Here is a 26,008-nt window from a genome sequence, read left to right as displayed (position 1 = left end):
GTCGCCGTACCATCCGGCCGCAGTGAGCCCGAGTGGTCGGACTGGCTCTCCGGGCGCCTCGCTCCTGGTTGGCGGACAGGAGAGTGGGACCAGGGCAGAGCGCTGTTCACGGCGGACCCGAACAATCCTGCCACCAAGGTGTTCAGCTGCCTCATTGCCGCCTGCTCCACTCACGTCGCGGGCAACGGGGCCCGCTGTGACGCCTGTCGCAAGGCCCGGCTTCTCCGGGGCAACCCGGCTGACTTCGACGCGACGTATGTCCCCGTGGTGTCCCGCCGCAGGCCCAACGTCTCGGATGGAGCGTCGCCCGGAGTGTCCCAGTTCTCTCTGTCAGGGGTATCGCCAACCGTGTGCCGCGAAATGCTGTACGGACTCCAGCAGCGTGACGCGGCCGGGATCAGCCTGGTTCCCCAGCAAGTCCGCCGTATCGTGGCTGGGCTCCCCTCGGGACTCGGGTCGCTGCTGGAGCTGGGCGAAGACTTCGCCTCCGGGCTCCCGGCCGCTGCCGCCGGAGTGCTGAACGGTGTGCTGCTCCATGTCCGGCGCGCTCGCGTCGAGTTCGAGGGCGTCGACCCGACCGTTGGTGATGTCTGGGAGTGTGCGCTGGTCGGGCTGACCGCCGGGCGCGGCAGGAAGTACATCGCCGTCCACGGTGGCATCGACTTCCGGCCCGTGCGTCAGCAGTGGCTGCGGGAGTTGGTGAAGGAGTACGGCCGTACCGTCCGGCCCTGCGTTCTGGACCTGCGCCAGACGGTGTACGCAGCGAGCATCGCCTCGTCCGCCCTGGCGAACCGCGCGGACGGTGAGGCCCCGGAGCGGCTGTCGATGGCGGACATGAATGCCGTGGTGGACATGTTCCGCATCATCAAGCGTCCCGAGGACGGGCACGACTACTCAACCAGTCACCGCCGGACGCTACTGCGTTACTGGCGCGCGTTCCTTGAGTTCGCCCGCCAGGCCGGGATGATGGACCACGTGCCCGGGGGGTTCGCGTTGAACCCCCGCTTCCACACCATCGCCGCCGTCGAGGTGTCCGAGGACGACATCGGCCGGGCCGTACCGGAGCGCGTCATCGCCCAACTCGATGCGCATATCGCTCTATTGGGCACCTCGACGTCGTACGAGAGCGGCGGTTGGTCATCCGCCGGCTTCGCGCGGATGTACCAGGTGGTCTATACGGTCCTCCGTGACACCGGCCGCCGCCCCGGCGAGGTGACCAGCCTGCGCCGCGAGTGCCTTGAGCGGGTCGACGGCAAGCCCACCCTCCTCTACGACAACCACAAGCGCCGCCGTCACGGACGTAGGCTCCCCATCGCCGAGAGCACGGCCCAGGCCATCGAGGCATGGCAGAAAGAACTCGACCGGCTGCCAGCTGTACCCGCCTGCGAGCAGTGGCTTTTCCCCTCGCCGGGTCAGCGCAATCGTCCACGTCGCGGTCATTTGACCACCTCGCAATTCTGCAACAGGATCTTCCGCGACTGGGTGGACGAGCTGATCCCGGATCTTGTGGACGACCGCCTGGACGACAACGGCGAACCGCTCGCTTACGACCGCACGCAAATCGTCCCGTACGGATTCCGCCACGCGTACGCCCAGCGTCATGCTGACGCCGGAACCCGTCCGGACGTCCTCCGGGAGCTCATGGACCACCGGTCCCTGGACGTCACCATGGGCTACTACAAGGTCTCCCTGACCAGGAAACAGGAGGCGGTCAAGACGGTGGCGAGACTCGCCGTCGACCGACATGGCGCTCCGCACGGCTTCGAGGACGCCCTTGCTTACGAGGTCGAGAGCGTCGCGGTCCCCTATGGGGGCTGCACCGAACCGAGCAACGTCAAGGCCGGCGGCGGACACTGCCGCATCCGCTTCCAGTGCGCCGGCTGCGACTTCTACCGACCCGACCCCTCCTACCTCCCGGCCCTGGAACAGCAGATCGCGGACCTGCGGGCCGACAAGGAGTCCGCCCTGGCCATGGATGCCGCCGACTGGGTCGTACGCAATCTCGACGACCAGATTCGCGCGTACGCGAAGTCGGCCGACGAGATGCGTCGGAAACTCGAAGAGATGCCGCCGGAGGAACGGGCTGCAGTCGAGTCGGCCTCACGCGAACTACGCAAGGCACGCTCCGCCGCAGCGTTCTTCCCCATCCAGGCGCTGCACACGCGGAGCCCAGAGTGAAGCCGTTGCCGTCGGCAGGCGGCAACGGTCGGGACGCGCGTATCGAGCGCTTGCACGCCAGTCGTACCCGTGACAGCGAAGCCAAGACGGCACGCGCGCTGGAAGCGGTGAGCGACCTGCTCAGCTCCGGGCGCCGGATCAGCGTCGCCCAGGTCGCCCGCGAGGCATCGGTGTCTACCTGGTTCATTTACAACCAGCCCAAGGTGCACGACGCCGTCCGGGCCGGTATGACCACCCAGCGCGAGCAGGGCCTGCGAGGGCGTTCAGCACCAGGCACGCAGCCTGCATCACCTGCTGCGTTGCAGACGGAGCTTGCTCTGGCACGAGAGGAGATCAAGGACCTCAAGCGGGAACGGGACCGGCTCCGAGAGCGCGTCCGCCTGTCGCTGGGAGCCGAGATCGAAGAGGTCGACCGCAACCGCCTGGTGGAGCGCGTTCAGCAACTGGAACGCGAGAACGCCGATCTGAGAAGCCAACTATGCGCAGCTCGGGATCAGTTGAACGCTCTGAAAGGGCGACTACAGGAAGCCGAGGATGAACTCGTCGCCGCCAGAGCCGGGCTCCGACGCGCCATGCGATCGGTGCCCCCGCGGTGAACATGCACCATCTGAAATAGCTGGCCAGGGGTCTGGCATGGTGCCTGCTTTACCGTCAAGATGACGGCGGCTCAGTGTTGAGCCTGTCGGCAGGCACTCGCTCGATGCGGGTCCAGCCCCTCCAGCCACGCTCCTTCAGAATCGCCAGCACCAGTTCGGCGCCCGGTGCGGACTCCAGCATGGATGAGTCCATCAGGGCGACGAACTGATCGTCGAAGCCATCGGCCCCCACGTCGCCGGCCTCCACAGCGCGAATCATCAGGCGCTCCAGGATGTCGGCGACCTCGACGATCCGTGGATCGCCGGCCCGCCAGTCGGGCTCCCCGGTGAAGAAGCTGTAGAGCCTCACCATGTCGGGGTCGTCCAGTTCCTCGTGCTTCTTGGCGATCACGGAGTCGATCAGGTCCGGCACCTGCGCGGCGATCATGATCCAGGCATCCCGCTCCAGCTCGATATACCGCTCCCCGACGCCGAGACCGCGCAGCCGGTCGAGGTAGCCCACGACGCTCTGCGGAAGCGCCAGGTGTTCTCCGGCGGCGAGCCGGGCGAGCCGGCTGCGGGTGCCCTGCAGCCGCCGGATCTCGGCGCGCAGATCCTTGTCGATCTCCTGGACACCGCCGGCGAACTCCTCCGGGTCGGCGTCGAGGAGTTCCTGCACCCTGGCCAGCGGCACGCCTGCATCAGCCAGAGTGCGGATCCGGATCAGTCGCACGACCGCGGCGGCATCGTAGATCCGGTACCCGGACCGGTCGCGCTCGGGCTCGGGCAGCAGCCCGACCTTGTGGTAATGGCGGACCGCCCGTACCGTCACCCCGGCGTACGCCGCAAGCTGGCTGATGGTGAGCATGAGTCTCAGACTGCCTCAGGCGATCTTCCGGCGATAGGCGGCCATCGCGAAGACGTACGCCACGACGAGGATGCCGACGCACCAGGCGAGGGCGGTCCAGATGTCGTCGCCGACAGGCCGCTGGGCGAACAGGCCGCGGATCGTGTTGACGATCGACGTCACCGGCTGGTTCTCGGCGAACCAGCGCACCGGGCCGGGCATCGTCTTTGTGGGCACGAACGCCGAGCTGACGAACGGCAGGAAGATGAGCGGGTAGGCGAACGCGCCCGCTCCCTCGACCGACGACGCGGAGAGCCCGGGGATCACGGCGAGCCAGGTCAGCGCCAGGGTGAACAAGAGCAAGATGCCGGCGACCGCGAGCCATGCCGACACTCCTGCCCCCGAGCGGAAGCCCATGAGCAGAGCGACGCCCATGACGAGCACGAGCGCGATCAGGTTGGCGACCAGAGAGGTGACGACATGGGCCCACAGCACACCCGACCGCGCGATCGGCATGGACTGGAATCGCTCGAAGATCCCGCTCTTCACATCGGTGAACAGCCGGTACGCCGTGTAGGAGATGCCCGATGCGATGGTCATGAGCAGGATGCCGGGCAGCATGTAGTTCACGTACGAAACCGACCCGGTATCAATGGCGCCGCCGAACACGTAGACGAACATCAGCATCATGGCGACCGGCGTGATGGCGGTCGTGATGATGGTGTCCATGCTGCGTGTGACATGGCGCAGGGTCCGCCCCGTGAGCGCGGCAGTGTCGCTGAAGAAGTACGCGGTCATCGTTGTCCCCCAGTTGTCATGCCGGTGGCGTCGCTCTTGTCGCCGCCGCCGATGACCGAAAGGAAGATCTCCTCCAGAGTCGGCTGCTTCTCGACATACTCGACCTTGGCGGGCGGGAAGAGCTGCTTGAGCTCCGCAAGGGTGCCGTTCACGATGATCCGCCCCTGGTGGAGGATCGCGATCCGGTCGGCCAGCTGCTCGGCCTCGTCCAGATATTGTGTGGTGAGCAGCACCGTCGTTCCGTGGCCGGCGAGCTCCTTGACCGCATCCCACACCTCGATGCGCGCCTCGGGGTCGAGTCCGGCCGTCGGCTCGTCCAGGAAAATCACCGGGGAATTCCCGATGAGACTCATCGCGATGTCCAGCCGACGGCGCATCCCACCCGAATAAGTCGACACTCGCCGCGCGCCCGCCTCGCTCAGCGAAAAGCGCCTCAGCAGGTTACCCGCAATCGCGCCCGGGTCCTTGAGGTGGCGCAGCCTGGCCACGAGGGCGAGGTTCTCCCGACCGCTGAGGATTTCATCGACGGCCGCGAACTGCCCGGTGAGACTGATGGACTCCCGCACGTCCGCCGCTTGCGTGGCGACGTCGAAGCCGTTGACGCTCGCCGTCCCCGCGTCGGCCTTCAGGAGCGTGGCGAGGATCCTCACGGTCGTGGTCTTGCCCGCCCCGTTGGAGCCGAGCAGGGCGAAGATGCTGCCCGACGCCACGTCGAAGTCCACACCGCGCAGCACTTCGAGCTTCCCGTACGACTTCTCCAGACCTCGCACGCGCATCGCCGGACCGGCGATCGTTTGGGCCGTCATGGTCATCTGCCTCCTTTGCGGAGCTGTTCCACGCGTCTGCGTGGACACCCCTGCCGGAAGGATGGGGGGTTGACCCAGCGTCAAGGTCAAGCCGGCTCCGACGGCGGCATCCGTCTCCTGCTTGTTCTGACGAACCCGAAGCCAACCGCTGACAAAGGATCTACTCCTCAGATGCCGTCCACGACCAGCGCGGGCACCCGGAAGACGGTCACAGCCGCCCTCTCAACCGCCGCACTGCCGCAGCATCATCTGTTTGTCCGCAGCCGTCACCGGCATCTCGTACTTGATGGCGACCTGGGCAAAACGGACCGCGTAGGCGCAGCGGATCGGCTTGTTCGGCGGGAGCCAGGAGGCGGGGCCGGAGTCGCCCTTGGCCGAGTTGGCCCGACCTTCGACCGGGATCAGATTGAGCACGTCGTTCGCGAGTTGCTTGCGCTTGGCCTCCTGCCAGCGCGAGGCGCCCATCTGCCAGCTGTAGGACAACGGCACCACGTGGTCTATCTGAACCTCGGCGGCCTTCTGCTTGCGCCACTCGATGGTCGTCCCGGTGTACGGGTCGTGCAGCGTCATCGCGATGACCACACAGTCGGAGCCAGCTCGGAAGCGAAGGTTCTGGCCATCACGATGAATGAGATCGTTTCGCGTGTCACACCCGTTCCTGGCCAACGGCACCCCGTCGGCAGTGTCCATCCAGGCGTACCCGAACTTGTCGCGGGCGTAGCCCGTCTTGGGACCCCGCCCCTTCGTGGACAACTCCTCGATGAGCTTTCGGGCCGCTGCCTTGTCCGCGTCCGTCGTCACGGGTGCGAGTCCCGGTTTCGTACCCTCTGGATTCTTGAGCGGACTGACCGCCCGTCCGTGCGCTGCAGTGGGTCCTGCCCCCGTCGAGGAACTGTCGTCGCCGAGACCCTCGCATCCCGAGACGAGCAGCACGGCAGCTGCCAACATCGTCGCCGGACGGAAGAAGCGAGCGTTCCCAACAGCCCTGTGCCTCACGTCCCTCTCAGTAAGCACAGCTCACCACTCCCCGCGTAAGCTGCGCAAACACCTCAGTCATCCGGCGAACGATAGAGATAACGCGGGTGTCGCAGCTGTTGGAGTCCGTGTCGGCCCAGGGGCTGCCGAACTCGCCGCGGTCGTAGTTGCTCCTGGGCGCCCGCCCCTTGACGGTCAGCGCCTCGGCGGCGGCCATCGCGGCGCCGCCCCCGCCGGGGTTCTCCTGCGGTCCGGACGATCCCTGCCCCTGTGTGTCCAGCTCGCAACCGCTCACGGCGACGAGCACCAGAGCGACGGTGGCGACCCCACCCCTCCAACGCACCACGCGACACCCCTTCTTCAAGTCCCGTACGTTCCCCGCACTCACGCGGTCCTGCGTGGGGTTCCCCGTCTCCCCCGCACGACACCGTAGCCACCGTCGAGCGGCCGTACGGATACTCTCGGCCAGGAGAGCAGGGGCACATGTTCGCCTGCAAGTCAACGCAAACGAACATGCAGCCCTCCTGCCCCATCAGTCGTTCGGCATGCCGCACGCGCAACTAGCGCGGTCATTCCAGCAGTTCAGAGAGGCTTGCATCCCCACTGGCGCAAGCGTTGCGACGAAGGCGGCATTCAAACACGTTCACACTCTTGACACGCCTCCACCGCAAGCATTCTTATGTGCTGCACCGTTAGTTTCAGCCATCTTTTGGTTGAACTCGTGCTGTCCTGTCGTGAATGGAATCCCCGATGCGTCGTGTTTGGCTCTTCGTGCTTGCCGTGCTGATAGGTCTACTCCCGCAAACCCTTCTCACGGGCACCGCGCACGCGGCTGGTGTCACCATCCCCAACGCCACCCAGTTCACGGACACCACGGGCGCGGTCGTGCACGCCCACGGTGGTGGCGTGATCAAGGTCGGCTCGTTCTACTACTGGTTCGGCGAGAACCGGAACGAGGACAACACCTTCCGGTACGTCTCCGCCTACCGGTCGGCCGACCTCAAGACGTGGGAGTTCCGACGCCATGTCCTGACCCAGGCCACGGACCCGGAGCTGGCCGTCGCCAACATCGAACGCCCCAAGGTCATCTTCAACAGCGCCACCGGCAAGTTCGTGATGTGGATGCACAAGGAGAACGGCAGCGACTACACCCAGGCCCGCGCCGCCGTCGCCGTCTCCGACACCGTCGACGGCGACTACACCTGGCAGGGCAGCTTCCGGCCGCTCGGCCACATGTCCCGCGACATCACCGCCTACGTCGACGACGACGGCACGGGTTACATGATCTCCGCCGCCCGCGAGAACCGTGACCTGCACATCTATCGTCTCAGCCCCGACTACCTCACCGTCGAGAGCCGGGTCCAGTTGCTGTGGCCGGGCCAACTGCGTGAGGCGCCCGCCCTGTTCAAGCGCAACGGCGTGTACTTCCTGCTCACCTCCGGTGCCACCGGCTGGCGGCCCAACCAGCAGATGTACTCCACCGCGACCAGCATCACCGGGACCTGGAGCGGCCTGCAGAACGTCGGTGACTCCACCGCGTACGGCTCCCAGACCACGTTCGTCCTGCCGGTACAGGGCACGGGCGGCACCGAGTACCTGTACATGGGCGACCGCTGGGGCAACTCCTTCAACCAGAACGTGAACGCCTCCCAGTACGTGTGGCTGCCCCTGGAGTTCCCGACGTCCACCACGATGACCATGGACTGGTTCCCGCAGATCAGCATCGACACGGCCGCCGGCAAGGTGGACGGCGTCGGCGGGCCGTGGGAGGCGCTCGCCGCGCGGCACAGCGGCAAGTGCCTCGACATGCCGAACAAGTCCGTGGAGAACGGCACCCAGTTCGTCCAGTACACCTGCAACGGCGGCACCAACCAGGCCTACTGGTTCAAGGACCTGGGCACCGGATACGTGCAGCTCATGGCCAAGCACAGCGGCAAGTGCGTGGACGTGGCCAACAACTCCACCGCCAACGGCAACCCGATCATCCAGTGGCCCTGCGGCACCGGCGCCAACCAGCAGTGGCAGCTCCAGGACGCCGGGGACGGGTACGTCCGTCTGGTCTCCCGGCTGAGCGGCAAGTGCCTCGACATCAGCGACGCCTCCACCGCCGACGGCGCCAAGCTGATCCAGTGGACCTGCGGCACCGGCACCAACCAGCAGTTCAAGCGCGGAGCCTGATCACACGGCTGATCACACGGAGCCTGATCACGCGCAGCCCTCGTGTCCCACCCGCCGCGGCCCCGACCGGAGTTCTTCCGGTCGGGGCCGCGGTACTCACGACCCCAGGATCGACGCCAGGAACTCCCCGGTCCACCCCAGCAGCTCCCGGCCGACCAGCGGCTTCCCGCCCACCTTCGCCGTCTTCGGGCGGGGCACCAGCACCTGGTGGACGGCCGGCTTGATGACCGTTCCCGGATACAGCCGCTTGAGGCGCAGCTCCTGCGACTCCCGCAACTCCACGGGAGCGAACCGGATGTTGGTGCCCTGGAGGACGATCTCCCCCACGCCGCAGGCGCGGGCGAGCATGCGCAGCCCGGCGACCAGCAGCAGGTTCTCCACCGGCTCGGGCAGCTTGCCGTAGCGGTCGACGAGTTCCTCGCGCACCGCCGCGACGTCGGCCTCGTTGTTGACGGACGCGATGGCCCGGTAGGCCTGGAGCCGCAGCCGCTCGCCGGGGGCGTAGTCGTGCGGGACGTGTGCGTCGACCGGCAGCTCGATCTTGACCTCGAGCGGCGGCTCCTCCTCGATCTCGCCGGTCTCCAGCTGGCGCCGGTAGTCCGCGACGGCCTCGCCGACCATACGGACGTAGAGGTCGAAGCCGACGCCCGCGATGTGGCCGGACTGTTCGCCGCCCAGCAGGTTGCCCGCGCCCCGGATCTCCAGGTCCTTCATCGCCACGTACATGCCCGCGCCCATCTCCGTGTGCTGGGCGATGGTGGCGAGGCGTTCGTGGGCGGTCTCCGTCAGGGGCTTCTCGGGCGGGTAGAGGAAGTACGCGTAGCCGCGCTCCCGGCCTCGTCCCACGCGGCCCCTGAGCTGGTGCAGCTGGGACAGGCCGAAGTTGTCGCCGCGCTCCACGATCAGCGTGTTGGCGTTCGAGATGTCGATGCCCGACTCCACGATCGTCGTCGAGACGAGGACGTCGAACTTCTTCTCCCAGAAGTCGACGACGACCTGTTCCAGAGCCTGTTCCGACATCTGGCCGTGGGCGGTCGCGATCCTCGCCTCCGGGACGATCTCGCGCAGCCGGGCCGCCGCACGGTCGATCGACTCCACCCGGTTGTGGATGTAGAAGACCTGGCCCTCGCGCAGGAGTTCGCGGCGGATGGCCGCGCCGATCTGCTTCTCCTCGTACGGGCCGACGAAGGTGAGCACCGGGTGGCGCTCCTCCGGCGGGGTGGTGATCGTCGACATCTCCCGGATGCCCGTGACCGCCATCTCCAGGGTCCGGGGGATCGGGGTGGCCGACATCGTGAGTACATCGACGTTGGCGCGCAGCTTCTTGAGCTGCTCCTTGTGTTCGACGCCGAAGCGCTGCTCCTCGTCGACGATGACCAGACCCAGGTCCTTGAACTTCGTCTCGGAGGAGAAGAGGCGGTGGGTGCCGATGACGATGTCGACCGCCCCTTCGCGCAGGCCCTCCAGGGTGGCCTTGGCCTCGGTGTCGGTCTGGAAGCGGGACAGGGCCCGGACGTTCACCGGGAACTGCGAGTACCGCTCGCTGAACGTGCCGAAGTGCTGCTGCACCAGCAGCGTCGTGGGCACCAGCACGGCCACCTGCTTGCCGTCCTGGACGGCCTTGAAGGCGGCCCGGACCGCGATCTCCGTCTTGCCGTAGCCGACGTCGCCGCAGATCAGACGGTCCATGGGGACCGTCTTCTCCATGTCCTCCTTGACCTCGGCGATCGTGGTCAGCTGGTCGGGGGTCTCCGCGTACGGGAAGGCGTCCTCCAGTTCGCGCTGCCATGGGGTGTCCGCACCGAACGCGTGACCGGGCGCCGCCATCCGGGCCGAGTACAGCTTGATCAGGTCGGCGGCGATCTCCTTGACCGCCTTCTTGGCCCGCGCCTTGGTCTTCGTCCAGTCGGCGCCGCCCAGGCGGTGCAGGGTGGGCGCCTCGCCACCGACGTACTTGGTGATCTGTTCGAGCTGGTCGGTGGGGATGTAGAGGCGGTCACCGGGCTGGCCGCGCTTGGCGGGGGCGTACTCGACGACCAGGTACTCGCGGGTCGCGCCCTGCACGGTCCGCTGGACCATCTCGATGTAGCGGCCGACGCCGTGCTGCTCGTGGACGATGTAGTCGCCCGCCTCCAGGGTGAGCGGGTCGATGGTCTTGCGGCGGCGGGCGGGCATCCGGGCGCCGTCCTTGCCGGCCGCCTTCTGGCCGGAGAGGTCGGTCTCCGTGAGGACCGCCAGCTTGAGGGCGGGGTCGATGAAGCCGTAGTCGATCGAGCCGCACGCCACATGCACGACGGACGGGGCGATCCGCCCCAGGTCGGCCTCCAGACGGGCCGCGATCCCCTCGCCGCCCAGGACCTCGACCGTGCGGGCGGCCGGCCCGTGGCCCTCCGTCACGAAGACCGTGCGCCAGCCGTCGGCGAGCCAGCCCTTGGTGTCCGCGAGCGCCTTGGCGGTGTCGCCGCGATAGGTCTCGGGCGCGTGCATGCCCAGCTTGAGGGTGTCGGCCGCCGCGTCAGCGGCGTATGTGTCCGTCAGTTCCTCGTCGGCCGCGAACGGCGACACCGACCACCACATCATGTCCAGCTCACGCGCCCGGTGCCGCACGTCCGCGATGGACCAGAGCGAGGCCGCGCCGACGTCGATGGGCGCCTCGCCGCCCCCGGCGGTGGCCGCCCACGACGCCTGCAGGAACTCCTGCGAGGTGGCCACCAGGTCCGCCGCGCGCGTGCGCACCCGCTCCGGGTCGCACACCACCGCCATGGCGCCCTTCGGCAGGACGTCGATCAGCAGTTCCATGTCGTCGACGAGGACCGGAGCGAGGGATTCCATGCCTTCGACGGCGATGCCTTCGGCGATCTTGCCCAGGAGTTCGCCGAGTTCCGGATGGCGTTCGGCCAGGACACGCGCGCGCTCACGTACGTCGTCCGTGAGGAGGAGTTCACGGCACGGCGGTGCCCACAGGCCGTGCTCGGCGACCTCGAGGGAGCGTTGGTCGGCGACCTTGAAGTACCGGATCTCCTCGATGTCGTCGCCCCAGAACTCCACCCGGAGGGGGTGCTCCTCGGTCGGCGGGAACACGTCCAGGATGCCGCCGCGTACGGCGAACTCGCCGCGCTTCTCGACCAGTTCGACCCGCGAGTACGCGGCAGCCGCCAGCGCCTCGACCGTACGGTTCAGGTCGGCGGTCCCGCCCGAGCGCAGCGCGACGGGCTCCAGGTCGCCCAGGCCCTTGACCTGGGGCTGGAGGACCGAGCGGACGGGCGCGACGACCACCGACACCGGGCCGGTCTCCGGGTCGTCCGGGCTCGGGTGGGTCAGACGGCGCAGTACGGCGAGACGGCGGCCGACGGTGTCACTGCGCGGGCTGAGGCGCTCGTGCGGGAGGGTCTCCCACGCCGGGTACTCCACCACGCCCTCCGGGGGCAGGAGCGAGCGCAGGGCCGCCGTCAGGTCCTCGGCCTCGCGACCCGTCGCCGTCACGGCGAGTACGGGGCGGCCGGTGTCGCGGGCCAGGGCGGCCACCGCGAAGGGGCGGGCGGCCGGTGGGCCCACCAGGTCGACGTGGGTACGGCGGCCGTCGGCCGCCGCCCTGATCGCTTCGGCGAGGGGGGCGTCCTTGACTACGGCGTCTAGCAGACCGTGAAGGCTCATTCGGGGCGTTTCCCGTCCGGGTGGGCAAGGTGGGGGGCTGTTGGCTTGGGTGGCTTGAACTGGCCGTGGGGCTGGCTTGGGGTGCTTGAGGCTGGTTGTGGGGCTGCGGTTCGGGGGAGCCGGGGGCAACACGAACGCCCGGACTCGTGTGACGGGCCGGGGGTGTCCAGGGTACGACGAGCGGTGTGGGGGGTGTGGACGTGTTGTGTCTCGCCTCCGCCGCCCCTGCCTGTCCCCCGTAGAAGGGCTGCGCCCCTTCGACACCCCGGCGCGGGTCCGGGTGGGGGTTGCTCGCGCAGTTCCCCGCGCCCCTGAGAAGCAGGGGCTGCGCCCTCTGCTTCTCAGGGGCGCCTAGTCTTTTGAGGCACGCCGTCACACCTCCCCCATCCGAACGTGAGCCCCTATGGTCCCGAGCGCCCCCTCCACGCATCCCTCGGCGCTCATACCCGCCCCGGTCACGTCGGCGGGCTCGCCCACGCGTCCTGGCCGGCGGTTCCTCCTCGCGGGCCGGGAGCCGTACGTGCTCGCGGTCGTGCTGTTCGCGGCGTACGCGGCCGTGTCGGTCGGGCGGTTCCGGCGGATGGGGACCCGCTCGTACGACCTGGGCATCTACGAGCAGGCGGTGCGGGCGTACGCGCACTTCCAGACGCCGATCGTCGAACTGAAGGGGCCGGGCTACAACGTTCTCGGGGACCACTTCAGTCCGGTCACCATGCTGCTCGCGCCCTTCTACCGGGTGTTCCCCTCCCCGGTGACCCTGCTCGTCGTCCAGGCGGCGCTGTTCGCGGTGTCGGCGATACCCGTGACGCGGGTGGCGACACGGCTGCTCGGGCGGGCACGGGGACTCGCGCTGGGGGTGGCGTACGGGCTGTCGTGGGGGCTGCAGAAGGCCGTGGACTTCGACTTCCACGAGATCTGCTTCGCGGCCCCGCTGATCGCGTTCTCGCTGGAAGCCCTGCTGCGGCACCGGTGGCGCGCGGCGCTGCTCTGGGCGCTGCCGTTGGTGCTGGTCAAGGAGGACCAGGGGCTGACGCTCGCGGTCATCGGGGTGGTGGTCGCGCTGCGGGCCCGGCGGCACGGTTCGCCGCGTGCGGTGCCGTACGCCCTCGCGGTCGCCTCGTTCGGCACGGTCGCCACGCTGCTCGCCTTCACCATGATCATCCCGGCCTTCAACACGAGCGGCGGCTCCGACTACCTGGCCAAGGTCGGCGGCGCCGGTCCCTTCGACGGTCTGGACGTCAAGATCCGTACCGTCCTGTGGCTACTGATCCCGACCAGCGGACTGCTCGCCCTGCGCTCCCCCCTGCTTCTGGCCGTCCTGCCCACCCTCGGCTGGCGGTTCGTCTCCTCCGACCACCACTACTGGGGCACGGACTGGCACTACAGCGCCGTTCTGATGCCGATCGTCACCCTCGCGCTGGTCGACGCGCTCACCACCGCCCGTCACAGCCCCCGCCCGTGGCTGCGCTCGTACGCCCTGCATCTGCCCACCGCGGTCACCGCCGCCTCGCTCGCGCTGACGACCGCGCTGCCGCTGGGCACCCTGACCCAGGCCGACGCCTACCGCGTCCCGGACCGGGTCAGGGCCGTGGAGAAGCTGCTGGGCACCATCCCGGACGGGGCCACCGTCGAGTCCAACATCGGCCCCATCAGCCGGCTGACCTCCCGCTGCCGCGTCTTCTGGATCGGCCGGACCAAGGGCCTCGCGCCGGACTACATCGTCTTCAACAACGCCTCGGGCTGGGTCAAGGACGTCCCCGGGTACGCCCGTCAGCTGCATCCGCGGGCCCGGTACGAACTGAAGGGCGTCATCCAGGGTTATGTCCTTTTGGGGCGCATCTGAGAAAAGGGAGATGCGGAATATAGAATTCATTTTCCCACCGCCCGAAAGGACAATAGCCCGCACTTACCCGACGTGTCATCGTTGCAATCGCTTCCAGCAGCCGAGCAGAAAAGGAAAGCAGCCTTGACCACGTTACGCAGAGCAATTCCCGGAGCCGCCCTTTCGGGAGTCCTCCTTCTCACCGGTGCCGCACCCGCCCTGGCCGGTCCCGCCCGGTCGGACGGCGCACCGTCCACGCAGGCCGCCGCCGCGGCCCCGACCAAGGCACAGAGGCTCGCGAAGCTGAAGACGGTGACGGGGGACTCGTCCGCCTCCCAGACCAAGTGGTACACGGCGCTCGGTCAGCACCGGACGAACAAGCAGGCAATCAAGAAGTACAAGTTCAACTGGGACACCGACTACTGCTCCTGGGCACCGGAGAAAATCGCGGGCGGGTACGACTTCTCGTTCGCGTGCTATCGGCATGACTTCGGGTACCGCAACTACAAGAAGATCGCGGGCAAGGCCGCGTTCAAGCGGTCCCACAAGCTCCGGATCGACAAGGCGATGCTCGGCGATATGAACCGGGCCTGCGGCCAGAGGTTCTGGGCCGACCCCCTGACGCCCGCCGCGCGCAAGAAGGCCAAGGCGGCCTGTCTGAAGACGGCGAAGAAGTACTACTCGGCCGTCCGCTCCTTCGACTGAGAACGACGTCCGGCGGGGCGTGGCATCACTGCCCACGCCCCGCCGGCCCCCCGGCCCATGCCCCGCCGCGCTACTCCGTCGCGATCGCGTTGAGTACGTTCATCCGTCCCGCCCTGAAGGCGGGGATCAGTGCCGCGAACAGTCCGACGAACGCCGAGCCGATGAACACCCCGATGATGGTCGGCCACGGAATGTCCAGGACTTTCAGGCCCTCCAGGGCGAGGAGCCTCTGGGCGGTCGCGCCCCAGCCCATCCCCAGACCCAGCCCCAGCAGCGCGCCGAACAGGGCGATCACCACGGACTCCAGCCGGATCATGCGGCGCAGCTGGCGGCGGGAGAGGCCGATGGCCCGCATGAGGCCGATCTCCCGGGTGCGCTCGACCACCGACAGGGCCAGGGTGTTCACGACGCCGAGGACCGCGACGATGATCGCCAGGGCCAGCAGACCGTAGACCATGCTGAGCAGCTGGCCGACCTGGTCCTTCAGGTTCTGCTTGTAGTCGGTCTGGTCCATGACCTTGACCGTGGGATCCTTGGAGACGGCGGTCTTGAGCGCGGCGTACGCCCGGTCCTTGCCGCCCTCGTCCGCCTTGGCCAACAGGGCCGTGTCCAGCGGCAGCCGCTCGGCCGGCACATGACGCTCGACCGTCGTGATGCTGGTGTACATCGCGCCCTGGTCGAGCCCCGTGTCGTCCGAGGTGATGGCCGCGACCCTCAGCTCGGCCGTGCGGCCCCCGGTGAAAGCGACGGTCAGTGTGTCGCCGACCTTCACGCCCGCCTTCTCGGCGAACTCGGAGCCGACGGACATCGCGTTGTCGCCGTACGCGGCCGACAGGTCACCGGAGAGCGTCTCGCGGCGCAGGTCCTCGGCGTAGGTGGACTCGGCGGCGAGCATCTGACCCGACTGGGACGTGCCGTCCGGCGCGGTCACCTCGGCCGGTGTCTCCTTCAGACGGGTGACGTGGCCGAGGCCCGGGACTCCTTCCACCGCCTTGACCGTGGCGGGATTGATCGGCTTGCCGCCGTCGCCCGCCATGATGATGAAGTCGGCGCCGACCGACCTGTCCAGCTCGTCGGTGGCGGAGGTCACCATGGACGAGCCGACCACGGAGAGGCAGGCGACCAGGGCCAGGCCGATCATCAGGGCCGCTCCGGTGGCGCCCGTGCGGCGCGGGTTGCGCAGCGCGTTGCGCTCGGCCATGCGGCCGACCGGGCCGAAGGCCCGCAGCAGCACGGCGCTGAGCACGCGGACGACACCGCCCGCGAGGAGCGGGCCGATCACCACGAAGCCGATGAGGCTGAGGACGATGCCCGCGCCCAGAACCAGCGAGCCCTCGCTCGCCTTGTCCGCGGTGGCGGCCAGATAGAGCGCGAAGGCACCGGCGCCGGCGAGGACCAGGCCCACCAGGCCCCGTACGAGTCCGGCCCTGCCGTCCGCCGGAGTGCCGGCGTCGCGCAGTGCGGCCATCGGGGAGATCTTGCCGGCACGGCGGGCGGGCAGATAGGACGCGAGGACCGTGACGACGATGCCCAGCAGCAGGCCGATGGCCGGGGTCGTCCACCGCACCGTCAGGTCGCGGGTGGACAGTTCCATGCCCACGGCCGACATGAGTTTCATCAGTCCGACCGCGAGGCCGACGCCCGCGCCGACACCCACCGCCGAGCCCAGGACGCCGAGCAGGGTCGCCTCGACGAGCACCGACCGGTTGACCTGGCCGCGGGAGGAGCCGACGGCGCGCATCAGACCGATCTCGCGGGTGCGCTGGGCGACCAGCATCGAGAACGTGTTGATGATCAGGAAGACGCCGACGAGGAACGCGATCCCGGCGAAGCCGAGCATCCCGTACTTGATCACGTTCATGAACTCGTCGACGTCGCTGCGGTTGGCGTCCGCGGTCTCCGCTTGCGTCCGGACCTTGTACGACGCCTCCTGCGCCGCCAGAACCGAGCTGACGTTCCGCTTCAGCTGAGTGTCGCTGACGCCGGCCGCGGCGGCGACGTTGATCTGGGTGAACCGGCCGGTGGCGCCGAGGAGTTCGCGCTGCGCGGTGGCGGTGTCGTAGAAGACGACGGCTGCACCGGGATTGGTCACCTTGAAGGAGGCGACGCCGACGATCCGGGCGGTGATGTCACCACTGGCGGTGATGGTGCGCAGCTCGTCGCCGAGCTTCAGGCCGTGCTTGTCGGCGGTGTCGGCGTCGACCATCACCTCGGTCGGGCCGCGCGGGGCGTGGCCGGAGGTGATCTCCATCGAACGCAGGTCGTTCTTCGTCCAGTTGCCAGCGATGGTCGGGGCGCCGGTCGAGGACCCCATGTTCTCGTTCTCGCTGTTCACTACGGTCACGTCCATCGAACCGACCACGCCCTCGGCGGACTCGACGCCCTCCGCCGAGGCCACCCGCTTCACCAGAGAGGCGGGCAGCGACTCGGGCCTGCCGGTCCGCGAGACCTCGTCGTCCTTCTCACCGCTGTCCACGGAGACCGTGACGTCGGAGGCGGTGGCAGCGAACAGCTTGTCGAACGTCGTCCCCATCGTGTCGGTGAAGACGAGGGTGCCCGTCACGAACGCCACCGACAGCATGACCGCGATGGCCGACAGCGCCATCCGTCCCTTGTGCGCGAAGAAGTTGCGCATCGAGGTCTTCATGACGGTCATGACGTACGCCCCCGGGCGTCGAAGTCCTTCATACGGTCGAGGACGGCTTCGGCGGTCGGCTTGAACATCTCGTCGACGATCCGGCCGTCGGCCAGGTAGAGCACGCGGTCCGCGTACGAGGCGGCCACCGGGTCGTGGGTGACCATGACGATGGTCTGGCCCAGCTCGTCGACCGACCTGCGCAGGAAGCCGAGCACCTCGGCGCCGGCCCGCGAGTCCAGGTTGCCGGTCGGCTCGTCACCGAAGATGATCTCCGGCCGGGCGGCCAGCGCCCGGGCGACGGCGACACGCTGCTGCTGGCCGCCGGAGAGCTGGGTGGGCCGGTGCTTGAGCCGGTCGGAGAGCCCGACGGTGTCGACGACCCTCCCCAGCCACTCCTTGTCCGGCTTCCGCCCGGCGATGTCCATGGGCAGGGTGATGTTCTCTATCGCGTTCAGCGTCGGCAGCAGGTTGAACGCCTGGAAGATGAACCCGATCCGGTCCCGGCGGAGCTGGGTGAGCTTCTTGTCCTTCAGCCCGGTGATCTCGGTGTCGTCGAGGTGGATCTGACCGCTCGTCACGGTGTCGAGTCCGGCGAGGCAGTGCATGAGGGTGGACTTGCCGGATCCCGAGGGACCCATGATCGCGGTGAACTGGCCCCGCGCGATGTCCACGTCCACATGGTCGAGGGCGACGACACGGGTCTCACCGGACCCGTACGCCTTGATGACCTGCCGCGCCCGCGCGGCAACGGCCGTAGTCCCTCCAGTACCCCCGTGCCTGGTGATGGTTACAGCCGATGTCACGGTATGTCTCCTAAGTCGGTCAGCGAATGAGCCGTACGAAGCGACGTGCCAGATCGTGCGACGTGCCAGATCGTGCGAGGTGCCGAGTCGTACGAGGTGCTGTGTCGATGAGTCTGGTGCCCGCAGGGGGTCCGGCGCGCTGGTGCCCAGCGCAGTCTTCTGCTGGGGAAAACCCCACCCCCACCGCTCCGGTGCGCCGCCCCCCAGCGGCGTAAAGCCAGACTAAGGACGGGAGGCATCCCCTCTCGTCCTCCGGCGGTACCAGCCCTCCCCCAGCCGTAGTACGGAGGTACCCCTAGGGGATCTCGCCCGCCGGGAGGAGACGGCCTCGGGGTTCGCCTCCTCCCTCGTGCGACCAGACTGCACCCTGCCGTGGCGTGAGGGTCAATGGCATGGTGGTCGGCGGCAGATAGGTGCAAGGGGAAGGAATCCGGTGGGCGACACGCGACCCGCGATACGCGACTCTGCGGAGCACACCGGAACCGGCCGTCGAGGAGCCGTCACGGCCGCCCTCATGCTGGCCATGGGGCTGGCCGCGCTGGACTCCACGATCGTCTCGACCGCCGTACCGCAGATCGTCGCCGACCTCGGTGGCTTCTCCGTCTTCTCCTGGCTGTTCTCGGGCTATCTGCTGGCCGTCACCGTCACCCTCCCCGTCTACGGCAAGCTCTCGGACACCTTCGGCCGCAAACCGGTCCTGATCGTCGGGGCGGTCCTGTTCCTGCTGGGCTCGCTGCTGTGCGCGCTGGCCTGGAACATGGCATCCCTGATCGCCTTCCGGATCGTCCAGGGCCTCGGCGGAGGGGCGCTCCAGGGCACGGTGCAGACGCTGGCGGCGGATCTGTATCCGCTCGAAGAACGCCCGAAGATCCAGTCCAAGCTGTCGACGGTGTGGGCGGTGTCGGCGGTGGCGGGCCCCGGGGTGGGCGGGGTGATCGCCGCCTACGCGGACTGGCGCTGGATCTTCCTCATCAACCTCCCGCTCGGGGCGGTGGCGCTGTGGCTGCTGGTCCGTCATCTGCACGAGCCCCGGCGGGAGTCGGGCAGCCGGCCGCGTATCGACTGGGCCGGCGCACTGACGATCTTCGCCTGTGGGGGTGCCCTGCTGACCGCGCTGGTGCAGGGCGGGGTCGCGTGGGACTGGCTCTCCTGGCCCTCGACAACCCTGCTGGGCACGGGAGTCGCCCTCATCGCGGCGCTGATGCTGATCGAGCGCCGCGCCGCCGAACCGATCATCCCCGGCTGGGTGTGGCGCCGCCGCACGATCGCGGCGGTGAACCTGGCCCTCGGCGCGCTGGGCCTGCTGATGGTCGCGCCCACCGTCTTCCTCGCCACCTACGCCCAGTCGGTGCTGGGCCTGGCGCCGGTGGCCGCCGGTTTCGTCGTCTCGATCTGGACCCTGAGCTGGCCGGTGTCGGCGGCCCTGAGCCAGCACGTCTACCGCCGTATCGGCTTCCGCGACACGGCCTTGCTGGGCATGGCGGCGGCAGCGGCCCTCCTCTTCACGTTCCCCCTCCTCCCCTACCCCGGGGAGGCATGGCAACCGACCCTGCTCATGCTGCTCCTCGGAGCCGCGCTGGGCCTCTTCCAACTGCCCTTGATCATCGGCGTCCAGTCCACGGTGGAGTGGGAGGAGCGGGGCACCGCCACCGCCTCCATCCTCTTCTGCCGCCAGACGGGCCAGACCCTGGGCGCGGCGGCCTTCGGCGCGGTCGCCAACGGGGTGCTGGCGTCCCGGCTGGGGGGCGGCGCGGGCGACCTGGACGCCGTCACCCACTCCCTCGACGCCGGTGTCGCCGCCGAGCCGGTCCGCCGAGCCGTGGCGGACGCGGTCGACGCCGTGTACCTGGGCGCGGCGTGCGCGGCGACGGTGGCGTTCGCGGTACTGCTGGTGGTGGCGCCGCGACGGTTTCCGGTACTCAAGTGAGGCCCCTCTCACAGCCACTCACCGCTGACACACACTCACCACGCCACGTCGCTACTCCGGCGCGTGACCGGTCAACGCGGAGAGACTGCTGCGTACGTGGTCCATCTGCGCCCGCAGCTCGTCCCACCGCTCCCCGTGCTCCCGCAACACCCGTTCGGTCTCCCGTACCGCCCACTCCTCGCGCCGCCGGGCGTCCGCGAGTGCCTCGGCGGCACGGTCCTCGGCCTCGGCCTCCATCTGGGCCGCGACCTCCTCCGCCTCGGCGAGGGCCCGCTCCGCGTCGGCGAGCTCTGCCTCCGCGCGGGCGAGGCGTTCGGCGTGCACGGCGTCGAAGGCGGCCTCGCGCTCGGCGACGCCCCGCTCGATGTCGGCCACCCGGTCGTCGAACTCCTTGTCGAGTTCGGCGAGCATCCCGTCGGCCCGCTCCCGCATCTCCCGCAGGGCACCCAGGGCCTCGCCACGCCTCTCCTTCACAAAGCGCCGGGCCGCGATCCGCAGGTCGTCGGCCTCGGCCTGCGCGGCCAGCAACCGCTGCTGTGCCCGCTCCTCGGCCTCGCCGCGCACCTCGTCCGCGTACGCCTGCGCGGCACCCCGCAGCCGCTGCCCGGCCTCCTCCGCGTCGGCGACGATCCGCCGGGCGTCCTCGCGCCCGCCCTCACGGACGGCCTCGGCCACCTCCTCGCCGAGTTCGAACAGTTCCCGGGCCCGGCCACCGAGCGCCTCGTAGGTCTGCGGGACCAGACCGTCGACCGTCTCCCGCAGCCGGGCGAGTTCCGCGCCCATCTCCCGGGCCAGCACGGTCAACCGGGCGGCCCGCTCCCACGCCGCGTCCCGGTCCCGCCAGAGCGTCGCCGCGCAGGCGTCGACCTGGTCGATGCGGTAGCCACGCCGTACGACGTCGAACTCGAAGCCATGGGGTGCCGTCGGTGCGCTGCTCATGCTGGGCCCTCTCCGCCGGACGCACACGAAATGATGATTTCGCGCATATCTTGATGTATCGGGCAGAAGTGTTCATAACGCGACACTCCGCGCAGAGGGCACGGGACGAGAAGGCAGGGCGCACGAAAAAGGGCCCGGACCGGTCGTACGAGACCGGGCCGAGCCCTTGCGCCAAGCCGGCGGCGCGGCGGCCGTCAGCCGCGACGGATCACAGCAACCCGTCCCACATCTGCTCCAGCAGCACCGACCACCAGCTCTCCGGCGAGGCCAGCGCCGCCGGGTCGAGCGCCGCCAGCTGCGCCTGGAAGTCGACGGTCCAGCGACCTGCCTGCTCCTGGTTCAGACCGAAACGAAGCCGCCACATCCGGCCGAGCAGAGCGAGGCAGCGCGCGAACTCGGGCAGGCCCGTGTTCACGAACTGCGGCGGCACGGGCGCACCGCCCGGCCCCGCCTCCACCGGCACCGCCACGATGTTCGCCGTGCCGTACTGCACACACAGCGCCTTGCCGAAGTCGCTGCCCATCACCAGGTACGAGCCCGCGTCCGCCGCCGGCTGCACACCGCGCTCCTGCGCCAGCTCCGCCAGCGTCGGCACCGGGCGGCCCGGCTGCGCCTGCGCCCAGAAGAACGGGCCCATGTCGACGGGCAGTCCGGCCACAACGAGCGTGTGCGCCACGATCGGCGGCACACCCTGCCGCGACACCGCCTGCTGGTCGAACCGGAACACGCCCGGCCCGAACACCGCCGCCAGCTCCTGCCCGATCCCCTCCGGCGGGATCGGCGGCGCCGGCTGCACCGGCGGCAACGGCGCCCGCACCGGAGCGAGCCGCGCCGGACCGTCCGCTACCTGGTGCAACTCACCCTGGTGCGCGATGAGCTGGGCCATACCCTGCTGCCTGCTCGCATGGTCCTTGCCGTACGGGGCGATGGAGGTGATGCGCGCGTTCGGCCACTGCTCGCGGATCATCCGCGCGCAGTACGCCCCCGGCAGCTCACACGACTCCAGCTCCGTGTGCAGCTCCAGCACCGCCTCCGGCGGGATGTTCATCCCCCGCAGCTCGTGGAAGATCTGCCACTCCGGGTGCGGCGTCCCCGGCGCCGAACGCCGGATCACCTGCTGCTCGGAACCGTCCGGCGCCCGGAACCGCAGCACGGCCTGGTAGCCGGGGCCCACGGTCGGCTGCCCGGTCGGCTGCTGCGGGTAGCCGTACGCCGACGGGGCACCCACCGGCTGCCCCTGCGGGCCGGGGACCGGCCCCGGCTGACCCGGCTGACCGTGCATCCCCTGCGGGGCCCCCGGCGGCATCCCGGGCGGGCCGGGCGGCTGCGGGGCACCAGGGCCACCGGGACCACCGACCGCGGGCCCGGCCAGCATCGTCTCGGCGTGGTGCACGGGGCCGGGGGCACCCGGCGGCTGCCCCGGAGCCCCGGGCGCGCCAGGACCACCCACCGCAGGCCCGGCCAGCATCGTCGCCGCATGGTGCACTCCACCGGCGGGCGTTCCCCCGGGCGGCTGGGGCACACCAGGAGCACCGGGAGCACCGGGCCCACCCGGCTGACCGGGAGCAGGCATACCGGGAGCGCCGGGAGCGCCCGGCTGACCCGGAGCGCCGGGAGGCCCCGGCGGCTGCGGCGCGCCAGGACCGCCCACCGCGGGCCCGGCCAGCATCGTCGCCGCGTGATGCATGCCCCCCGGCGGCGTGCTCCCCGGCGCGTGCGGCACACCGGGGGCGCCGGGACCGCCCGGCTGACCGGGAGCACCGGCACCAGCGGGCCGGCCCGGAGCACCGAGGCCCTCCGGCCCGTCCGGGCCCAGGGAGGAGACCATCTGGGTCGGCACGTATCCACCCGCCGGAGTGCCCGGAGCGCCGGGCCCGGACTGCGGCGCGGGAGCGCCACCCGGACGGGCGCCCGGCGTCCCCGGAGTACCGGGCGGAGCCGGAGGCGGAGGCGTACCGGGCCCCGCACCCCGGCCGCCCCTACGCGGAGGCGGCGCCGCCTTGCTCGTGGCGGCGTCGGCGATGTCACCGGCGTGCGGCGCAAGCGGACGGCCAGGCGGCGGCGTACCGGGACCACCGGACCCCTGCGGATAGCCATAGGACGACGCACCCGGCGGCGGAGTGCCCGGGCCACCGGGGCCCTGCGGGTACCCGTACGACGGCGCACCCGGCGGCGGAGTCCCCGGACCCGTCGGCGGCTGCTGTCCCGGCTGCGAAGTGCCGCCCGGCACGCCCGAATCGGAACCCGGCACGCCCAGCGCCGGCGCCACCGTCGTACGCGGGAGCTGACTGCCCCCGGAGATCAACGCGGTCTTGGCGTCCGGCGCCGCACCGGACGGCGCCGGGGTGTCGTCCTCGTCGTTCACCTCGGACAACTGCGGCGCGAACACCGTCTCCGGCAACGGCACCGAACGGTCGTCCTCGGCCTCGGCGTTGGTGTCCGTCCCGGCCCACGGCGTCGCCCCGGCCGGCACCACGTCCTGCGGCTCGGCATCCCTCGGAGGCACCGCGTCCCGCACCTCGTCCTCCACCGACGCGGCGTCCGGCCACGGAGTGGCGTCGGCCGGTGCGACGGGCACTCCGCGGCCGGCCGAGGGCGACTGCCCCACCGGCCCCGGCAGCGTCTCGGGCATCGAACCACCCCGCCCGGACAGCCCCCCTGCACCCGAGGAACCACCCAAGGAACCACCCAAGGAGCCGGAACCGTCCGCACCCGCGGAGGCAGCCGCCGGACGGGACCCCGCACCATCGGCCCCACCCGCACCCGCACCCGCACCCGCACGGTGGTCCGGAATCCCCAGCTTGTCCGCCGCGTCCTGCAACCACTCCGGCGGAGTCAACAGGAACGACGTCTGATTCAGATCCACCCGCGCCGGAGGCACCGGCGCGGGAGCCGGAGCCGCCTCCGTACGGCCGTACTCCTCCTCGAACCGGCGAATCACCTCACCCACCGGCAACGACGGCCACAACGTGGCCTCCCCGCTGTCCCGGGCGATCACCAACCGCTGCCCGCCACCATCGGAACGCGGGCCGTCCGCCCGGTCCTCCGCCCACACCACGAACCCGAGGTCGAACTCCCGCACCCGCACCTCACGGTGCTGATAGCCCGGCACATCCCCGTTGATCCACTCCTCGGCGCGCTCCTGCGCCTGAGCGAACGTCACCATCGAAAACTCACTCCCCCACCGAAGACGCCGCAGCGCCCGCGGCGACCGGCACGGCACGTGCGAAGCCACCGTCCACCATCAGGTTCGCCACCGTCTCCAACTCCGGCGGATTACCCGCCAGCCGGGACAGGAACACGTCGAAATCCTCACCGGCCGGGAGCAGCAACCGCCCCACCCGCTCAGCCGGCGACCACGACGGATCGACATCACGGGCATCGTCGTACGCGCAGAACCAGACCGACCCCACCCGGTCACCCTTCACCTTCACCGCGAGCAACCCGCCCTGCGCGAACGCGACCGCCAAATAGTCCTTCGTCAGATGATCCCGCAGACACTTGTTCACATAGACCAGATCATTGACGGCGGCCTCGTCACGCACCGTGAAGAACGGCTGATCCACCAACAGCCCCAACTCCGCGTCCAACGCCGCCCCCACCGGAGCACAACCACCCGCCGCCTTCAAAAACGACCGGTACGCACCCGGCAACCGATACCCGAGATCCTCCTCGACCCCCTGCACCTGCGCCTCGGTCACCGCCACCGCCGACGACTTCGGCAACCCGAAATGCGCCGGCCGCGTCTCCTGCAACGGCCGCGTCCCCCGCTTGTGCTGGTCCACACGCGCCGTCGCGACCCCACCGTGATGCCGCAACAACGCCTTCACCTCGACCGGCACCAACTCCAGCCGACGGCCACCCGGCACGTGATGCCACGTCCAGCCGTGCGGCGTCGCCACCGACGGAATCGTGTCCCACAACTCATGCCCCGTCGCCGCCAGCGCCGCGTTCGCCGACACGTAATCCGTCAACCGAAGCTCATCGACCCCGAACCCCTCCGGAGGATCGGCGATCTCCGCCGCAGCACGCGCATAGGGCGAGAAATCCGGAAAACCGTGCGCGTCAACACGAACACCCCTCGGATGACGCGCAGCCCGGACCGGGTCCGGAAACTGCACGACCTGCCCGGCATAGGCCGCGTTCGGCGGCGCGGCTTGTCCCCCAGCCTGGCGGCCGGGAGGTGCCCCCAGCCCGAGCCGACCTGTCGTCATGGCGGTAGCCCCCTGCGGCGTTCTGTGTGACCTGTTCTGGCTGGCTGCGAAAAAGGCCCTCCACAGGCCCCCTCCGATCCCCCGACCCGTCCTACGCCCCCGCCCGATCGGCCCTCGACCAGCCCTCGATCCACTCGCGGCCAGCTCTCGATCCACCTTCGAACACGGGACCCGTACGGGTCGCGGTTGTCAACAGCCTATGCGGTACCACGACCCCGGTCACCGGGCCACCACTTCCGTGACCAGCCGTCACACCACCCTCACCCAGCGCCGAAGAACGGGCGTGTCGCACCGCCCCAGCTTCCGCACCCGCCACGCCGTTTGGCACTCTGTGTCCGCTGACGGGGGATGCAACAGGAGGGGACGACGACAATGAGCGCGACACAGGCAGGACCTTCGGGCGACCCCCGCATCGGCTGGAGCACCACCGAACAACCACACACCCCCACCCTCCTCCACCGCCGCGACGGCATCCTGCCCACCGTGGCCGCCGCCCTCTCCGTACGCGGCGAAACCCTCACCGGCACCGCCGCCCGCGGCGATCAAGCCCCACCCCTACACCCCCTGGTCCAGGAGTTCCTCGACTCCCTCGCCACCGACCGACGCGACCGCTTCACCGGCCGCTGCGCCGAGGCCATCCTCATCTCCCGCCACATCACCACCGCCGACGCCGCCCGCAGCAAGCGCGCCGCCCGCAGACCCATGACCAACGGTGAAGCCCGCAAAGCCCTCAAGCAGGCCAAACTCACCACCCGCCACATCCGCGAGGACGGCGACCCCCTCCACGGCGGCTTCGCCACCCCCTGCCGCTCCTGCGCCGCCCTCAGCGCCCACTTCGGCGTCCGCATCGTGGACCCGACACAGGGCAACTGAACCGAGCCCGAAAGCGTGAACCGAGCCCGGACCCCGCGAAGCCCCCGGCACAGGAACCCGCCTCCCGGAGATCGCG

General features: G+C 69.8%; 18 protein-coding genes. 7 read left to right on the top strand and 11 right to left on the bottom strand.

The window, feature by feature from the left end; genetic code table 11:
* Positions 1-360 precede the first annotated feature (360 nt).
* Both ACFY9I_RS12115 and ACFY9I_RS12110 read left to right on the top strand, forming a co-directional pair.
* Positions 361-2,178: a tyrosine-type recombinase/integrase gene (locus ACFY9I_RS12115; protein ID WP_391000137.1), complete on the top strand. Its 1,818-nt coding sequence runs from the start codon at positions 361-363 to the stop codon at positions 2,176-2,178.
* On the top strand, positions 2,175-2,774 hold the full coding sequence (locus ACFY9I_RS12110; protein WP_391000135.1) for a DUF6262 family protein: 600 nt from the start codon (positions 2,175-2,177) through the stop codon (positions 2,772-2,774). Before ACFY9I_RS12115 ends, ACFY9I_RS12110 begins: the two co-directional genes overlap by 4 nt.
* Before the next feature lie 55 nt (positions 2,775-2,829).
* On the opposite strand, the gene ACFY9I_RS12105 is transcribed toward ACFY9I_RS12110, so the two are convergent.
* From ACFY9I_RS12105 to ACFY9I_RS12085, 5 genes are all read right to left on the bottom strand, one after another.
* A complete protein-coding gene (locus ACFY9I_RS12105) occupies positions 2,830-3,621 on the bottom strand; it encodes a MerR family transcriptional regulator (protein WP_391000132.1) in 792 nt (263 codons plus the stop codon).
* A gap of 15 nt (positions 3,622-3,636) precedes the next feature.
* Entirely contained in the window at positions 3,637-4,398 is a 762-nt protein-coding gene (locus ACFY9I_RS12100; protein ID WP_391000129.1) for an ABC transporter permease, read from the bottom strand.
* Positions 4,395-5,204, bottom strand: a complete 810-nt coding sequence (locus ACFY9I_RS12095) for an ATP-binding cassette domain-containing protein (RefSeq protein ID WP_391000126.1) — start codon at positions 5,202-5,204, stop codon at positions 4,395-4,397. Before ACFY9I_RS12095 ends, ACFY9I_RS12100 begins: the two co-directional genes overlap by 4 nt.
* A gap of 222 nt (positions 5,205-5,426) precedes the next feature.
* Positions 5,427-6,152, bottom strand: coding sequence for a DUF1524 domain-containing protein (locus tag ACFY9I_RS12090; protein WP_391000123.1), 726 nt, complete (start codon positions 6,150-6,152; stop codon positions 5,427-5,429).
* 55 nt (positions 6,153-6,207) lie between these two features.
* A complete protein-coding gene (locus ACFY9I_RS12085; RefSeq protein ID WP_391000120.1) occupies positions 6,208-6,525 on the bottom strand; it encodes a hypothetical protein in 318 nt (105 codons plus the stop codon).
* Positions 6,526-6,929: 404 nt separating this feature from the next.
* Between ACFY9I_RS12085 and ACFY9I_RS12080 the strand changes: the two genes are divergently transcribed.
* A complete protein-coding gene (locus ACFY9I_RS12080; protein WP_391000117.1) occupies positions 6,930-8,357 on the top strand; it encodes an RICIN domain-containing protein in 1,428 nt (475 codons plus the stop codon).
* A gap of 96 nt (positions 8,358-8,453) precedes the next feature.
* Here the strand turns inward: ACFY9I_RS12080 and mfd are convergent, their stop codons facing one another.
* Complete coding sequence (gene mfd, locus ACFY9I_RS12075; protein WP_391000114.1) at positions 8,454-12,011, bottom strand: transcription-repair coupling factor; 3,558 nt, start codon at positions 12,009-12,011, stop codon at positions 8,454-8,456.
* 403 nt (positions 12,012-12,414) lie between these two features.
* On the opposite strand from mfd, the gene ACFY9I_RS12070 reads away from it, so the two are divergent.
* Together ACFY9I_RS12070 and ACFY9I_RS12065 are read left to right on the top strand one after the other, a co-directional pair.
* Positions 12,415-13,854: a DUF2079 domain-containing protein gene (locus ACFY9I_RS12070; RefSeq protein ID WP_391000113.1), complete on the top strand. Its 1,440-nt coding sequence runs from the start codon at positions 12,415-12,417 to the stop codon at positions 13,852-13,854.
* 123 nt (positions 13,855-13,977) lie between these two features.
* A complete protein-coding gene (locus tag ACFY9I_RS12065) occupies positions 13,978-14,538 on the top strand; it encodes a phospholipase A2 (protein WP_391000111.1) in 561 nt (186 codons plus the stop codon).
* A gap of 70 nt (positions 14,539-14,608) precedes the next feature.
* Here ACFY9I_RS12065 and ACFY9I_RS12060 read toward each other — a convergent pair whose 3' ends face one another.
* Together ACFY9I_RS12060 and ACFY9I_RS12055 are read right to left on the bottom strand one after the other, a co-directional pair.
* Positions 14,609-17,194: an FtsX-like permease family protein gene (locus ACFY9I_RS12060; protein WP_391000108.1), complete on the bottom strand. Its 2,586-nt coding sequence runs from the start codon at positions 17,192-17,194 to the stop codon at positions 14,609-14,611.
* Positions 17,191-17,979: an ATP-binding cassette domain-containing protein gene (locus ACFY9I_RS12055; protein ID WP_391000106.1), complete on the bottom strand. Its 789-nt coding sequence runs from the start codon at positions 17,977-17,979 to the stop codon at positions 17,191-17,193. The genes ACFY9I_RS12060 and ACFY9I_RS12055 overlap by 4 nt, the downstream gene beginning before the upstream one ends.
* Before the next feature lie 433 nt (positions 17,980-18,412).
* On the opposite strand from ACFY9I_RS12055, the gene ACFY9I_RS12050 reads away from it, so the two are divergent.
* Positions 18,413-19,906 carry an MFS transporter gene (locus ACFY9I_RS12050; protein WP_391000104.1) on the top strand — a complete coding sequence of 498 codons (1,494 nt, stop codon included), beginning with the start codon at positions 18,413-18,415 and terminating at the stop codon, positions 19,904-19,906.
* Between the two features lie 51 nt (positions 19,907-19,957).
* On the opposite strand, the gene ACFY9I_RS12045 is transcribed toward ACFY9I_RS12050, so the two are convergent.
* The 3 genes from ACFY9I_RS12045 to ACFY9I_RS12035 form a co-directional block, all read right to left on the bottom strand.
* The gene (locus ACFY9I_RS12045; RefSeq protein ID WP_391000102.1) at positions 19,958-20,845 is read right to left on the bottom strand and encodes a cellulose-binding protein; all 888 of its coding nucleotides are present in this window, start codon (positions 20,843-20,845) and stop codon (positions 19,958-19,960) included.
* 208 nt (positions 20,846-21,053) lie between these two features.
* Positions 21,054-24,011 carry an SUKH-4 family immunity protein gene (locus ACFY9I_RS12040; RefSeq protein WP_391000099.1) on the bottom strand — a complete coding sequence of 986 codons (2,958 nt, stop codon included), beginning with the start codon at positions 24,009-24,011 and terminating at the stop codon, positions 21,054-21,056.
* Positions 24,012-24,018: 7 nt separating this feature from the next.
* Positions 24,019-25,059, bottom strand: a complete 1,041-nt coding sequence (locus ACFY9I_RS12035; protein ID WP_391000097.1) for an HNH endonuclease — start codon at positions 25,057-25,059, stop codon at positions 24,019-24,021.
* 372 nt (positions 25,060-25,431) lie between these two features.
* On the opposite strand from ACFY9I_RS12035, the gene ACFY9I_RS12030 reads away from it, so the two are divergent.
* On the top strand, positions 25,432-25,932 hold the full coding sequence (locus tag ACFY9I_RS12030; RefSeq protein WP_391000094.1) for a YwqJ-related putative deaminase: 501 nt from the start codon (positions 25,432-25,434) through the stop codon (positions 25,930-25,932).
* Positions 25,933-26,008 lie beyond the last annotated feature (76 nt).

It is taken from the genome of Streptomyces sp. NPDC012510, assembly GCF_042955065.1.
GTDB lineage: Bacteria > Actinomycetota > Actinomycetes > Streptomycetales > Streptomycetaceae > Streptomyces.
The sequence above is the reverse complement of the archived record's forward strand: the minus strand, read 5'-3'. Positions and strand labels throughout refer to the sequence as shown.

What these genes read in the sequence shown, in the direction of transcription:
- ACFY9I_RS12035 (WP_391000097.1), bottom strand. Translation starts at nt 25,059, where the DNA reads ATGACGACAGGTCGGCTCGGGCTGGGGGCACCTCCCGGCCGCCAGGCT.
- ACFY9I_RS12105 (WP_391000132.1), bottom strand. Translation starts at nt 3,621, where the DNA reads ATGCTCACCATCAGCCAGCTTGCGGCGTACGCCGGGGTGACGGTACGG.
- ACFY9I_RS12045 (WP_391000102.1), bottom strand. Translation starts at nt 20,845, where the DNA reads ATGAGCAGCGCACCGACGGCACCCCATGGCTTCGAGTTCGACGTCGTA.
- ACFY9I_RS12080 (WP_391000117.1), top strand. Translation starts at nt 6,930, where the DNA reads ATGCGTCGTGTTTGGCTCTTCGTGCTTGCCGTGCTGATAGGTCTACTC.
- ACFY9I_RS12115 (WP_391000137.1), top strand. Translation starts at nt 361, where the DNA reads ATGCTGTACGGACTCCAGCAGCGTGACGCGGCCGGGATCAGCCTGGTT.
- ACFY9I_RS12040 (WP_391000099.1), bottom strand. Translation starts at nt 24,011, where the DNA reads ATGGTGACGTTCGCTCAGGCGCAGGAGCGCGCCGAGGAGTGGATCAAC.
- mfd (WP_391000114.1), bottom strand. Translation starts at nt 12,011, where the DNA reads ATGAGCCTTCACGGTCTGCTAGACGCCGTAGTCAAGGACGCCCCCCTC.
- ACFY9I_RS12095 (WP_391000126.1), bottom strand. Translation starts at nt 5,204, where the DNA reads ATGACGGCCCAAACGATCGCCGGTCCGGCGATGCGCGTGCGAGGTCTG.
- ACFY9I_RS12030 (WP_391000094.1), top strand. Translation starts at nt 25,432, where the DNA reads ATGAGCGCGACACAGGCAGGACCTTCGGGCGACCCCCGCATCGGCTGG.
- ACFY9I_RS12070 (WP_391000113.1), top strand. Translation starts at nt 12,415, where the DNA reads ATGGTCCCGAGCGCCCCCTCCACGCATCCCTCGGCGCTCATACCCGCC.
- ACFY9I_RS12100 (WP_391000129.1), bottom strand. Translation starts at nt 4,398, where the DNA reads ATGACCGCGTACTTCTTCAGCGACACTGCCGCGCTCACGGGGCGGACC.
- ACFY9I_RS12090 (WP_391000123.1), bottom strand. Translation starts at nt 6,152, where the DNA reads ATGTTGGCAGCTGCCGTGCTGCTCGTCTCGGGATGCGAGGGTCTCGGC.
- ACFY9I_RS12060 (WP_391000108.1), bottom strand. Translation starts at nt 17,194, where the DNA reads ATGACCGTCATGAAGACCTCGATGCGCAACTTCTTCGCGCACAAGGGA.